The following is a 13144-nucleotide window of genomic DNA, read 5'->3' as shown; positions in this document are numbered from 1 at the left end:
ATTATGGGATGTGGAAGTTGTTCAACGGGGGGCGGATGTACACCGGCGGGCTGCAAAAGTAATGGCTCATGCCTAACTAATGGTTGCAGCAAACTGGATGTGTACGACTGGCTGTCGCATATGGACCTGCCGGTTAATTACAAACCGTTCTCTATTATAGAAGTAAAGTTTAAGGGCTCGCGCAAGGAGTTCTATCAAAATACAGATAACGTTTACATTGAAAACGGCGACCTAGTGGTGGTTGAAGCCGCCACCGGCGGTTATGACATTGGCCACGTATCCGTAACCGGCGAGCTGGTGCGCATGCAGATGGTGAAGCGCCGTGTGAAGGAAGAGGACGTATCTAAAAAGATCTATCGCCGGGCCACGCCTGCCGATGTTGACAAGTGGAAATCGGCCAAGGATATGGAATGGGAAACCATGCATAGCGCCCGCAAACTGGCCCTGAGCCTAAACCTGAGCATGAAGCTTAGCGATGTGGATTACCAGGCCGATAAAAGCAAAGCCACCTTTTACTACACTGCCGAAGGCCGTGTGGATTTTAGGGAGCTGATCAAAAAAATGGCCGAAAGCTTCCGTATCCGTATCGAGATGCGGCAGATAGGCATGAGGCAGGAAGCCAGCCGTTTAGGCGGTATAGGTTCTTGCGGCAGGGAACTGTGCTGCTCAACCTGGTTAACCGATTTTAAAACCGTATCTACTTCCGCTGCGCGGTATCAAAACCTGTCGTTAAACACGCTTAAACTGGCCGGCCAATGCGGCAAGCTTAAATGCTGTTTAAACTACGAACTGGATACTTACATGGATGCGCTGAAACACATCCCAGATAATGTAAACTTTTTAAAGACGCTTAGAGGCGATGCCCGTTTGCAAAAGACCGACATCTTTAAAAAGCAGATGTGGTTTAGCTACCCCCGCGAAGAGTCATGGATATGCGTACCGATCGCGCGTGTAAAAGAGGTGCAGGCCATGAACAAAGAAGGCGTATTACCGGATGACCTTTTGGTATATGTTGAAACCGAGGTGGAAACCGTTAAAGCGCCGGATTACGAAAACGTAGTTGGCCAGGATAGTCTTACCCGTTTGGATGAGCGCAATCGCAACAAAAAGAAAAACAAGAACCGTAATAAAAACAAAGGCGGTCAGCCGGGTGGCGATAACAGCCAGCAGCAGGCCCGCCAGGATGGCGGCCAGCGCCAGGACAGGCCACAAGGCCAGCGAAACGAACAAGGCAACCGCCAGCAAAGACCGGAAAACGGTCAACGTGATCAAAACCGTCAGCAAGGGCAACGCCCGGATGGCGGTCAGCGCGACCAAAACCGTCAGCAAGGCTCAAGGCCTGAGGGGCAACGCCAACAAGGCGGCCAGCCAAGACCGGATCGCGGACCTCGCCCTGAAGGTGGCCAGCCACGTGCCGAAGGCGAACCAAGGCCGGAAGGCGGTCAGCGTGAAGGCGGCAACAATAATAACCGCAACAGAAACCGCAACCGTAATCGTGGTAACCGCGGCGGCGGTGGCAACAGGCCCGAAGGTGGCGGCGGAGGCAATGCACCACAAGCCGAATAATAAAAATGAAACATATTTTAACCCATTTATACCCGGTAGCGCTGTTGTTATTACTAATAACCGGCGCTACCGGCTGTTCGGACCCGAACGCGGTTATAGACCAAAATACCGAGATAGCTAACAAAAACTGGTCGTATCAAAACAAGATCGGGTATGATGTTAAAATAGATGACGCAGCGGTACCCTACAATATGTACCTCAACCTGCGCGTAACCGGCGATTACAAGTATTCAAACCTGTTTGCCATGATCTCAAACCCTGAGAAAAAAGGCAGCGCCAATCGCTATGAATTTAAACTGGCCAACCCCGATGGCGAATGGCTGGGCCAGGGCTCGGGTAGCCTGTATAATTTCCAGATCCCTTTCCGTAAAAACTACAAGTTCCCGGCCGCAGGTACCTATCGTATCCAAATTGAGCAAAACATGCGCGACAATCCTTTGCATGAGGTGAGCGATGTGGGCTTACGGGTGGAGAAAAGCAACGGTACAACAAACTAAAAGGCTGTACAGGGTGCGCCACTTTAAAAGTGGCGCATGTGGCGCACTCGTTTTTCATAAGCAATTAATTGTCAATTATTTATCGAAAAAAGCGGCGCAATGCGGCGCACCCCAATAATTTTTTATATTATTGTTTATCAACAACTTATAAAAAGCGACGGGTTTGCACTTAAAAAAGTGGCGCACCCCGATCTGCAGAGGCGGGCATATGCAGATGTGCGGATGATTTGTATCACATCATTTTAGAGCTGCAAATTTTTTATCTGCACATTCGCACATCCGCATATTTGCACATTTTTTTCCTACCTTCGTTTTGCTAATATTTTTATCAAAATGGTGCTTGCAATACTTGGTGTTTCGGTTATTATCTTGTTGATCGCGGTTTTCCTGTTCCTAAAAAAACCGCAGGCTTCTGTCGATAGTGTTTCGGTAGAGGAGATGGGCCGTTTAAAAGCCGAGGCCGATCAGCTTAAAATATCCCTGGCCATTGCCGAACAAAAAGCCCTTGGCCTGGTTGCCGAAAAGGAAACCGTTACGGAGTTATTAAAAGAAGAAAAAGACCGCTTGATTGATGAATTAGCGACAGTACGTACCAATCTTGACCAAGCCAATCAATCGCTGGAAAGCGCCCGCTCTTACTATAAATCCCAACAGGAAAAGATCGCCGAACAAAAGGCAGAAGTAGAAGAGATCCGCAATAAGTTTCAACTGGAGTTTCAAAATGTGGCCAATAAACTGCTGGACGAAAAATCGCAGAAATTTGTGGAAGCCAACCGGGCTAATCTGGATGTCATCCTCAACCCGCTTAAAGAAAACCTGAAAGCTTTTGAAGATAAGGTGGACAAGGTTTACAACATGGAAGCCGCCGAACGCAATACCATGAAGGGCGTTATCACCCAGTTAATGGAATTGAATAAGCAAATAAGCGACGAAGCCAGCAACCTGACCAAAGCGCTTAAAGGCGACAATAAAAAACAAGGTAACTGGGGCGAGGTGATATTGGAACGTGTGCTGGAGCGATCTGGCCTGGTGAAAGACCGCGAGTATCGCCTGCAGGCCAGCATTACAAGCCTTGACGGTACGCGTTTGCAGCCCGACGCTATCATAGACCTCCCGGATGAGAAACACCTGATAATCGACTCTAAAGTGTCATTAATAGCTTACGAGCGTTTGGTGAATTGCGAGACAGAAGAAGATCGAAAACTATTCTCGAAAGCACACGTCGAATCATTACGCGGGCATGTGCATGGGCTATCTACCAAAAACTATCATGATCTGTACCAGATCAATTCGCCGGATTTTGTATTGCTGTTTGTGCCAATAGAATCCTCTTTCAGCCTGGCGGTACAGGTTGACCCGGAATTGTTTAGCGATGCCTGGGATAAACGTGTGGTAATTGTTAGCCCATCAACCCTGCTGGCCACCCTGCGCACCATTGCCAGTATGTGGAAACAGGAGCGCCAAAACAAAAACGTGTTGGAAATTGCCCGCTTAAGCGGCAGCATGTATGATAAATTTGTTGGTTTTGTAAGCGATATGGAAAGCATCGGCAAAAACATTAAGCAAACTCAAAGCGCCTACGATGGCGCCCTGAATAAACTGGTTGACGGAGCGGGCAACCTAACCAAAACTGCCGAAAAAATTAAAAGCCTGGGAGCTAAAGCCAACAAACAGCTCGACCAAAAATATGTGGAAAGCGGCGACGACCTTTTACTGAACGAGTAATATTTTGTATCATTAAGGCATGAAAAACCTTATCCTTATTGCCTTGCTGTTTTCTTCGGCTGTTTGCTTTGCGCAAAAAAACGCTGAAGGCCTGTTTATAAAGCCAAAAGATAAAACTGTTATTTATAGCTTTTCTGTTGAGCAAACCAAACCGTTTGAAAAACAAAATTATTCGCGCGCCCGCCAATGGGCCATCGCTAACTTACACGCTAAAGATATCCCGGAGAGTAAAATTGGAGTAGTTGCCGGTAAAGCTTTTTTAACTGTTGTTGGCCTCGATAATAGAAGTCGTTATCCTTTTACCGCACAATTCCAGATAGATGTAACTGCCCATAAATACAGTCTACGCTTTTACGACCTGGTATTAACAGATCAAAACACATTGGTTACCGAACGCCGTTTAATTGAACACGGTTCAAAAACTATTCCCGTGGCCCAGGCTCATCTTATAGTTAAAAAAATGAGCGATGTGCTGCACGCGGCGATGGATAATTTCCAGGCGGCAATGACGCGGTGATCTTGTAATCAGGCTACTTTCCTGCTCGTTTATTTATAAGGAAATTCAAGATCATAACTTCCCGCATTCAAATCCTTCGCCGTACCGGCAACTTTTAACGTGGCTGTTGTATTTGGTGGAATAGTTACCCGGATATTTATTTTATCCCCCTTCAATGTCCAGTTAGACACAATGCGCCCGTACATCGAATCATAGTGGCTCTTAACCCTTTTCGGGCCGTTCTTACTGATCCACGGTGCAATAACAAAATGCTTGAAGCCAGCGTCAGATCGCTGAATACCGCCCAAGCCCCCAATAAACCAGCCGCCAATATATAAATAGGAGGCGTGCATGGCCGAGCCGTCACTAAACCAGTCTTCGAAAAAAGTACCGGGCCCCCGGCGGATCATATTGAGCCATCCCGGGGCGTCTTCTTTGGTGGCCATCAGGTAGATCAAATCATGGCGTTGTGAGTCTATCAGGAAGTTAAACAAGTATGCTCCTGCGGTAATACCGCCCCAGAAGTGGCCTTTACGCTTTACTTTTATTTCGTACTCCAACCTTGCCCATACCTTTTGGCGTAATTCCGGCGGAGGAATATTTGTATACAAGGCCATACCTAAATACACCTCAAAACCATTTACATAGCTGTTATCGTCGGGATTAAAGAACGCTTTATGTATGGCAAGCCTGATCTGTGCCGCTCGCTTGCGGTAATGAGTTCCCTTGCCGTTACCCAGCACATCGGCCATATTTGCCGCCTGCTCCAAATGATGCACCCAGATACAGTTATTAAAAAACAAGGTTTCTTTGGTATCGCCTAAAAACAAGCCCTGTTTCTCCACTTGCCTGCGCTCGTCCCATGCACCCGGCCACACCCAGTCGCCCAGAAAGTCCCATCTCCCTCCCCAACGAACTAATAAGTTATCGCGGGATTTGGTCTCCATAAACGCCAGCCACCGCTCAATAGCAGGGAAGCTTTTCTCTAAAATATTAACATCACCATATTGCTTATAAATTTGCCAGGGAAGGGTGGCGCTGTAGCCACTCCAGGCGGGGCCGCCACCGCCTACGGTGGTAGGCGCTGTATGTGGTATGTAGCCGTCGGCGCCTTGTACATCTCGCCAATCTTCGGCCCATTTGGTATAAAATGCGCCTATTTGATAATTATCAAGCGCCATGCGGGTAGAAGTTAGCGCATCGCCCCCATATCCGCGCCGTTCGCGATGCGGGCAATCTACCACCATACCGCCAAGGCTCAGGTTTTCAAAAGTCCAGGTAGCGGCGTTATAGATACTGTCCAGCGATGCGTTATCGCTTTCGAAACAGCCGGCGCGCTTATAGTCGGAGCGTATCATCCAGGCTTTAATGTCGCTTACAGAAAGTTTTGTTTTAAGGCCCGAGACGCGCACCCATCGTCCGGTGGCGTAATTAAACCTGTTGCAAAAAACACCATTTCCCTTGGGGCCGATACGGTACCTGCTGCACAAACCAAACCTGACGCTATCTGCCTTTGTTTCCGAGAATTCGATCTTTACTTCATCTCCCGGCCGGCCGGTAACATGTAACTGAAACCATCCCGTAAAATTAACGCCCATGTCTATTTTAAATACCCCCGGCGTCGGTTCCTCAATAGTTACCGGTGTTATCTCTTTGATCTTTCTGTTGGGTTCGCACATTTCTGCCGAAAGAATCAATTTGGGCTGAAAAACTACCACTCGCCGCCAGTTTGAGTCATCAAAACCCGCTTTATTCCAGCCTTCAATTTCCAGGTTCGCATCATAATACTCTCCCCCATAATGCCCCAGGTCCCAATAACCGGTAAGCATATTAGGGCTGTCGTGCGTCTTCCATTTATCATCCGTAACGATCTGTATTTTTTGATCTTTGGATAAGGTAATATCTGCCTGGGCGATGACCATAGGTGCAGCAGGCTTATTATCTGTTTGATGTGCCGGAAAAACCGACCAGGATACACCCAGCCATATTGCTATCGTGTTTTTTCCTTTTTTAAGGCAATCCTTAATATCATAAGTGATATAGCGGGCTCGTTTGGACAAGTCGGACACGGAGGGAGCCAACACGCTGTTCCCTATTTTTCGCCCGTTAACATATAATTCATGATAGCCAACAGACGCGACATAGATTACCGCATTTCGCGGTTTTTCGGTCAATTCAAAATTTTTCCTGAACCATGGGTCGCGCATGGTATTGTATTGCGGTTTCGGGATTTTCTTCCCTGCAGCTTCGGGGCTTCCTATCCAGCCGGCTTTCCACTCGGAAGGATCAAGTAGTCCCATACTAAATGTAGAGGCCTCACTCCAGTTTGTCCATTTTCCGGATTCGTCTGCCACGCGAACCTTCCAGAAATATCGCCTGCCCGATCTTAGTGTGTTTCCCCTGTATTGTATGTTCAGGCACTCATCAGATGTGATCTGCCCCGAGTCCCATAGGTCGCCTTTCCCGCTCTTCAAAATTTCGGGCGTGCCGGCAACGATCAATTGATAGGCGGTTTGCTTTTGGCCTTTAGCTGTTTGATCTACGGCTGCTAACCGCCAGCTTAACCGGGGGTTACGCACATCTATGCCCGCCGGATCATTCAAATATTCACACTTTAAACCCACCGGCTTAATGGTGTATGCCTTCGCCGGTGAGATACTGTTTATGAAAACAATGCAAACTGCTATAAATCTAAATTTCATTTTATGCTGATTTTGAACTCGCTAAAAGTATAGTATCAAAAGGGCAGCAATTTTCACGGCATTCTCAAATTAATTCAGCATAAAAAAGCAGTAATAAAAAAGCCCATTACAATAACTTGCAATGGGCTTTTTTTATATGTAATTGTTTAGTTAGCGCTTATATCGGTTTTCACGTCCATGTTCATCTTCATTTTCATACCTCCCGGGGCATCGGCTCCGGGTATATTAAAGCTCATAGTCATATTACTGGTAAACACCACCGGGAATTGTTTGGCAATATCATAAACCATTTTACCGTCGCCGTCTGCCGCTATCGTAAAAGCTTTACCGCCTTGATCCATGTCCATTTTTAATGATTGCACCACATCAAAATAAGCCATACCATCTTTTACCGATACCAGTTTATAAGTGGCTTTGGTATTCATGTTCATATTCATACCCTGCGCCATGCCCGGTGCATTTAAGGGGATATCAACCGTCGCGCTTTCGCCTACCTTCATTGGTTTTTCAGGAAATTTCATCTGGTCCTGAAACTGGTTGATCATCTGCATCACCATTGCTTTCTTCTGTTCATCGGGCGCTCCGGCAACCGAGTCGATATGCAATTTTCCGGTTTTATCGCATTGGCCATACACCACTTGCCCTACCAACGCGTTTTTGTCGGGTATAGGCTGTTCGGCACCGTTCATGTTCATCTTTATGGTAAAATCAGTGTACTTCAGGGTTATTAAAAAAGCGCCGTCGGTTTTACGTGGCTGTGTTTTGGCCTCGTAATTCATGCGCATATCCATGTTCATTTTAAGCGGCGTTTTATCTGGCCCCTGCATATCCATAGCAGCAATAGCACTACAAGTTGTTTTGTAAAACGATTTTGGCGAATAGCCGTATTTAAGCGTTACTGTTTGCGCTTTAAGCGCTAAGCCCGATAACAGCAGGGCTGCGATAAGTAAAGGTTTTTTCATGGTTTGTTTTTATTTTTAGATGTTGATGAGCTTTTAATGTTACAGTTTACTCATTATTAGCTTCGCTGTTAGGAAAAGCGTTCCAGCCCTGCGCTTTTAGCGGATGTATGTTACCGGTTTTAGTTACCAGGTTGGCGCCCGAAGCCGGTTCGGTAATATGGCCGATAATGGTAAAATCCATTTTAAATTTAACTTTATCATAGTCGGCTTGCTTAACCGTAAAAAGCAGTTCATAATCTTCGCCGCCGCTAAGGGCGCATACGGTAGGGTCAAGGTTAAACTCGCGGGCTGTCTCGAAGGTCATTGGGTCAAGCGGGATCTTTTCTTCGTATATGCTGCAACCCTTTCCGCTTTGTTTACAAATGTGCATGATCTCGGAAGCCAAACCGTCAGACACATCGATCATCGAGGTTGGTTTTACGCCTATCTCTTTCAATAATTCTACAATATCTTTGCGGGCCTCAGGCTTCAGCTGGCGCTCTACAATATAGTCTTTGCCTTCAAGGTCGGGTTGTATTTGCGGGTTCTCTAAAAATATCTGTTTTTCGCGTTCAAGCAACTGCAGGCCCAGGTAAGCACCGCCCAAATCGCCGGATACACAGATCAGGTCGCCTTCCTGCGCGCCGTTACGGTAAACTACGTCTTCGGCATTGGCATAGCCGATAGAAGTTACGCTGATAACCAGGCCCTGTTTGGATGAAGTAGTATCGCCGCCAATCAAATCAACCCCGTATTTTTCGCAGGCTATATAAATACCTTCGTATAATTCCTCTACAGCCTCTATCGGGAATTTGCTCGACATGCCGATAGAAACCGTAACCTGTGTTGCCATACCGTTCATAGCGTAAATATCGCTCAGGTTTACCTGTATGGCTTTATAGCCAAGGTGTTTTAGTGGCGTGTAGGCCAGGTCAAAATGAATACCTTCTAACAGCATATCGGTTGATATCAATACGCGTTTGCCTTCCGGGTCAAGTACGGCAGCATCATCGCCAACGCCTTTGACGGTGCTTTTTTGCACCAGTTGTATGTTTTTGGTCAGGTGATTGATCAGGCCAAACTCGCCAAGCGCTTCTATATTGGTTTTTTCTTTATTATCGAACATATACTAGGATTACACTGATTTTTAAAAATGATTACACTGATTTTGGTTCATAAAATATCAGTAAACTCTCAGCCAACAAAAATACGAAAGCAAATACGCAAAAACTGCTATTATACTAAAACAAGTTTTGTATTGTTTAATTAATACAATATTAGCCTATGTATATTAAATCAGGCTACAGGCATGACATTGCCCAAATAACAAAAAAATTAATACACAATTAATATTTGATGCCGATATTTACCGAAAAAATAATTACTTATGAGTTTTAGAAAAATACTGATCTATTCTGGTCTGTTGTTAACGGTTTTTGTGGCGAGTTGTAAGAAAAGCCCCGTAAATACCGACGATGGTGGAGAAACACCTCCGCCAACTCCACCTGTTGTAGTACCACCGGTAGCTCAGCCATATACTATTACCGAAGGTTTTGAGTCGGGCACTAAAGGCGGTTACGCTGTTGCCGATGTGAGCTTGCTAACGGGTTCGTGGAAAATGGATGATGCCTTGATTGGTAACCTTTCCGGAGACGCTAAAAATGGCAATTGGTCTGTGCGTTTAAAAACCGGCAGCCTGAGCATGAATTTTGATATTAACGGCGTAACGCAGATAGCTATTAAGCATGCCAAGTATGGTACTGACGCTGCCGGTACGTGGCAGCTATCCATGTCTACCGATGGTGGTACTACCTACACCAATGTGGGCAACCCTATTACAGAAACTTCGACCACTTTATCTCTAGATTCGTTCGCGGTTAGCACCACTTCAAAAGTGAGATTCAAGATCACCAAAACCAGCGCGACCATCCGCGTAAATATTGACGACATTACATTTAAAGGTAAAGGCGACGCGGGCATTGTTGTTGGCACGCCTGATACCCAGGGCCCGGATACTACACAGACAAGTACACCAACCACCGCACGGGGTGTAACTGTAGGCACCGATGCCCCACCAGCCAGCGGCGAAAACAGCAATTTGTTATTTGGTAACCCATCAAACGCCCAGGCCAACGCGGTGATGCTGGATAACTATTTAATTGACCAGGGTTACTATGTAGAATCATACAGCAGCAACAGGGCTACACCTAACTGGGTAAGCTGGCACGTTGACGCCAACAATATTGCAACTACGGTAAAAAGACAGGACAATTTTGCGGCATTTAATGGTTTACCGGGCGGTTGGTATGCTGTACAAAGCACCAGCTATAATTTTGCAACTTACGGTTTTGACAGAGGACATAACTGCCCGTCTGCCGATAGAACAAGTTCGATAAATGCCAACTCGGCTACTTTCCTGATGACCAATATGATACCGCAAGCCCCACAAAACAACCAAAAAGCCTGGGCCGACCTTGAAGGTTTCCTACGTGCCAAGGTTGTTGAAGGCAACGAGGTATATGTTATAATGGGAAGTTATGGTACCGGCGGTACAAGTGCAAAAGGTGCTTTCAATACCTTAACCGACGGTGTTAATAAAGTAACCGTTCCGGCCAATGTTTGGAAAGTGGCCCTGATCATTCCTAACGGCACCGGCGATGTTGGTCGGGTTACTTCGTCAACCCGTGTAATTGCGGTTAACACCCCTAACAATAACAGCTTAAACACCGATTGGAAGCAGTATATTGTTACTGTACGCGATATTGAAACTGCTACGGGCTACAACCTGTTATCGAGCCTGCCTCAAGGTATACAGGACGCTATCGAAACTAAAAAGGACGCGGGCAACTAAACCCGGCTAGATATTACTGAAAAAAGCGATGGGCCAATCCTCATCGCTTTTTTATTTTATAGCCAATTGCCGACATTTACCGGATGCTATTCCCCCGGAAATTTTTTTCGTTTTTAGCTTTTGCTATATTTTTTGCCGCTTGCCAGAGTAATAAGCCCATTCACCAGGCAGATCCGTTTACACCGCAGCCCATACAGCCTGCAATTGCGCCCCTTGCTGAGCAACCGACTTATACCATTACCGAAGATTTTGAACAAGGCGACAAAAAAACGTATGCCATCGGTTCGGTAAAATTATTGACCGGTTTATGGACCTTGGATAATGCTTTGATCGGCACCAGCGAAGCTGACATCAAAAACGGGGCAAAATCCGTCCGCCTGGCGAAGGGTAGCCTGGGCATGGGCTTTGATATTACCGGCGTACAATTTATCCGCCTACGGCACGCAAAGTACGGTATGGGCTCAAATTCCACATGGAATCTATACTTTTCCACAGACAGCGGCAGCAACTATCAATTGCTGGCTACGGTAAAAGATACGGTCACCACTTTTACAACTGATTCCTTCGCCGTAAACGCGCCCGGCAAAGTCCGGTTTAAAATATCCAAAAAGGGCACCGGTCGTATCAATATTGACGATATCACGTTTCTCGGCCGGGGAGACTCTCAGCTTATCATCGGCGAAGCCGAAAAAATATTTTTAGATACGGCGGCTGTTATCAGCTCATCGGTCTCCAGAGGAATTAGTGTTGGCTCGGACGCTCCGCCGGCCAGTGGCGATAACAGCAACCTGTTGTTTGGTAATCCGTCGGGCGCGCAGGCGGTTTCTGGTATGATGGATAATTATTTGATGGATATGGGTTATTATGTCGAATCGTATAATGCCACCAAGGCAGGCCCTAACTGGGTAAGCTGGCATGTTGATGCCACTAATATCACCAATGCCGCCGATCGTCGTAATAACTTTGCGGGGTTCAATGGTTTATTGGCAGATTGGTATACCGTGCAAAGCGATAGTTACCGGTTTAACAAATATGGTTTCGACAGGGGGCATAATTGTCCTTCGGCGGATAGGACGAGTTCGGCTAATGCTAATGCGGCTACTTTTTTAATGACCAATATGATACCGCAGGCACCGCAAAATAACCAGCATACCTGGAACAATTTTGAGGCCTATTTACGTTCGCTGGCTTTACAAGGTAATGAGCTTTACGTTATTATGGGCAGCTATGGAACCGGCGGAACCGGTGCAAAAGGAACATTTACCGCTATTGTTGATAAAAACCATACTATCAACATTCCCAAAAATATCTGGAAAATAGCTGTAGTAATCCCGACAGGTAATAACGATATAACACGGGTGAATAATAATACGCGCATTATCGCTATCAACACGCCTAACGATAATAGCATCAGCAAAGACTGGAAAAAATACCTGGTAACGGTTCAAGCCATTGAATCTGCCACCGGCTATAACCTACTATCAAACCTGACGCAAAGTATACAAGACATTGTAGAAAACCGAAAGGCAGATATTCACTAAAACAAAAATGGCGACGGGCCGCAACCCATCGCCATAATATCGGCGGAGCCGAAAAATTTTTTAGAATTTAAAGCCTAAACCAATTTGCCAAACCTGGTTACGGTACCTGGGCTCATAAGTATCGCCGCGGTAATCCGAAGCAGCAAAATCTATCGTGTAACGGCCATGGATATCTACATTTCTGTTAATATCAAAACTTACACCTACTACACCATCCAAAAATGTTTTTTGGTCGCCATCATTACTATAATGCTCACGAGTAATAATTGTGCCGTTATCAAAAGTATTGGTTGTTGACAACAAGAATGAAAACTGCGGACCTGCATAAATATTAAACATTGGCGCCACTTTAAATTTAGCCAGTAAAGGCAGGTCAATAAAGTGGGTACGTTGTGTAAAATCGCCTGTCCTATCAGTAACTGAATATCCTTTTTGTGAATACCTGATCTCTGGAGCAAATGATAAAGGATAAACAATTGGCAGATCGGCAGTAAAACCAACATTCAAACCAATCAATCCGTCTGAACTGTAGTTATTTGAATAACCTGATTCAATCACATTGGCAAAGTTGGCGCCAATGGCCACACCAAATGTTGGCGTATACCAATCGCGGTTATCATGGCTACTATGACGTTGTGGTTGTGCATATGATCTGCGCGGCTGGCGATAAACCCTGCGCTGTGCATCAGCAGCAATGTTGATGAATGTTAAAAGGGTTATAGTTAAAAGAATAATTTTTTTCATAATCGTAGTATTTGCTTTTTTCTACGATATAGAGTTAAAATTATTTGAAAGGTTTAATCCTACTTGTCATTGCAAGCGTAG

At 45.8% G+C, this 13144-nt stretch carries 10 protein-coding genes; 6 read left to right on the top strand and 4 right to left on the bottom strand.

What is annotated here, in order from left to right:
- Nucleotides 1-3 precede the first annotated feature (3 nt).
- From ricT to AC59JT_RS15935, 4 genes are all read left to right on the top strand, one after another.
- Entirely contained in the window at nucleotides 4-1566 is a 1563-nt protein-coding gene (gene ricT, locus AC59JT_RS15950; protein WP_497400718.1) for a regulatory iron-sulfur-containing complex subunit RicT, read from the top strand.
- 5 nt (nucleotides 1567-1571) lie between these two features.
- Nucleotides 1572-2063, top strand: coding sequence for a gliding motility lipoprotein GldH (locus tag AC59JT_RS15945; protein ID WP_497400716.1), 492 nt, complete (start codon nucleotides 1572-1574; stop codon nucleotides 2061-2063).
- A gap of 333 nt (nucleotides 2064-2396) precedes the next feature.
- Nucleotides 2397-3788 (top strand): DNA recombination protein RmuC, encoded by a 1392-nt coding sequence (locus AC59JT_RS15940; RefSeq protein WP_497400714.1) that lies wholly within the window; start codon nucleotides 2397-2399, stop codon nucleotides 3786-3788.
- A 19-nt stretch (nucleotides 3789-3807) separates the two neighbouring features.
- Nucleotides 3808-4305: a hypothetical protein gene (locus AC59JT_RS15935; RefSeq protein WP_497400712.1), complete on the top strand. Its 498-nt coding sequence runs from the start codon at nucleotides 3808-3810 to the stop codon at nucleotides 4303-4305.
- A gap of 29 nt (nucleotides 4306-4334) precedes the next feature.
- Here the strand turns inward: AC59JT_RS15935 and AC59JT_RS15930 are convergent, their stop codons facing one another.
- The 3 genes from AC59JT_RS15930 to thiL all read right to left on the bottom strand — a co-directional run bounded on the left by AC59JT_RS15930 (nucleotide 4335) and on the right by thiL (nucleotide 9053).
- Nucleotides 4335-6986 carry a family 78 glycoside hydrolase catalytic domain gene (locus AC59JT_RS15930; protein ID WP_497400710.1) on the bottom strand — a complete coding sequence of 884 codons (2652 nt, stop codon included), beginning with the start codon at nucleotides 6984-6986 and terminating at the stop codon, nucleotides 4335-4337.
- 146 nt (nucleotides 6987-7132) lie between these two features.
- Nucleotides 7133-7948, bottom strand: coding sequence for a hypothetical protein (locus AC59JT_RS15925; RefSeq protein WP_497400708.1), 816 nt, complete (start codon nucleotides 7946-7948; stop codon nucleotides 7133-7135).
- Nucleotides 7949-7994: 46 nt separating this feature from the next.
- Nucleotides 7995-9053, bottom strand: coding sequence for a thiamine-phosphate kinase (gene thiL / locus AC59JT_RS15920; RefSeq protein ID WP_497400706.1), 1059 nt, complete (start codon nucleotides 9051-9053; stop codon nucleotides 7995-7997).
- Between the two features lie 261 nt (nucleotides 9054-9314).
- On the opposite strand from thiL, the gene AC59JT_RS15915 reads away from it, so the two are divergent.
- Together AC59JT_RS15915 and AC59JT_RS15910 are read left to right on the top strand one after the other, a co-directional pair.
- Nucleotides 9315-10778, top strand: coding sequence for a DNA/RNA non-specific endonuclease (locus AC59JT_RS15915; RefSeq protein ID WP_497400705.1), 1464 nt, complete (start codon nucleotides 9315-9317; stop codon nucleotides 10776-10778).
- Nucleotides 10779-10861: 83 nt separating this feature from the next.
- The gene (locus AC59JT_RS15910; protein ID WP_497400702.1) at nucleotides 10862-12319 is read left to right on the top strand and encodes a DNA/RNA non-specific endonuclease; all 1458 of its coding nucleotides are present in this window, start codon (nucleotides 10862-10864) and stop codon (nucleotides 12317-12319) included.
- Nucleotides 12320-12379: 60 nt separating this feature from the next.
- Here the strand turns inward: AC59JT_RS15910 and AC59JT_RS15905 are convergent, their stop codons facing one another.
- Complete coding sequence (locus AC59JT_RS15905) at nucleotides 12380-13063, bottom strand: porin family protein (RefSeq protein ID WP_497400700.1); 684 nt, start codon at nucleotides 13061-13063, stop codon at nucleotides 12380-12382.
- Between the last annotated feature and the right edge of the window lie 81 nt (nucleotides 13064-13144).

This window comes from Mucilaginibacter sp. A3364, assembly GCF_059690715.1.
Note: the sequence above shows the minus strand (reverse complement) of the source record. Positions and strands in the feature narration are given on the sequence as shown.

Excerpts from the sequence above, each read along its gene's own strand:
- AC59JT_RS15935 (WP_497400712.1), top strand. The coding sequence starts at position 3,808 with ATGAAAAACCTTATCCTTATTGCCTTGCTGTTTTCTTCGGCTGTTTGC.
- AC59JT_RS15930 (WP_497400710.1), bottom strand. The coding sequence starts at position 6,986 with ATGAAATTTAGATTTATAGCAGTTTGCATTGTTTTCATAAACAGTATC.
- AC59JT_RS15905 (WP_497400700.1), bottom strand. The coding sequence starts at position 13,063 with ATGAAAAAAATTATTCTTTTAACTATAACCCTTTTAACATTCATCAAC.
- AC59JT_RS15945 (WP_497400716.1), top strand. The coding sequence starts at position 1,572 with ATGAAACATATTTTAACCCATTTATACCCGGTAGCGCTGTTGTTATTA.
- AC59JT_RS15925 (WP_497400708.1), bottom strand. The coding sequence starts at position 7,948 with ATGAAAAAACCTTTACTTATCGCAGCCCTGCTGTTATCGGGCTTAGCG.
- ricT (WP_497400718.1), top strand. The coding sequence starts at position 4 with ATGGGATGTGGAAGTTGTTCAACGGGGGGCGGATGTACACCGGCGGGC.
- thiL (WP_497400706.1), bottom strand. The coding sequence starts at position 9,053 with ATGTTCGATAATAAAGAAAAAACCAATATAGAAGCGCTTGGCGAGTTT.
- AC59JT_RS15940 (WP_497400714.1), top strand. The coding sequence starts at position 2,397 with ATGGTGCTTGCAATACTTGGTGTTTCGGTTATTATCTTGTTGATCGCG.
- AC59JT_RS15910 (WP_497400702.1), top strand. The coding sequence starts at position 10,862 with ATGCTATTCCCCCGGAAATTTTTTTCGTTTTTAGCTTTTGCTATATTT.
- AC59JT_RS15915 (WP_497400705.1), top strand. The coding sequence starts at position 9,315 with ATGAGTTTTAGAAAAATACTGATCTATTCTGGTCTGTTGTTAACGGTT.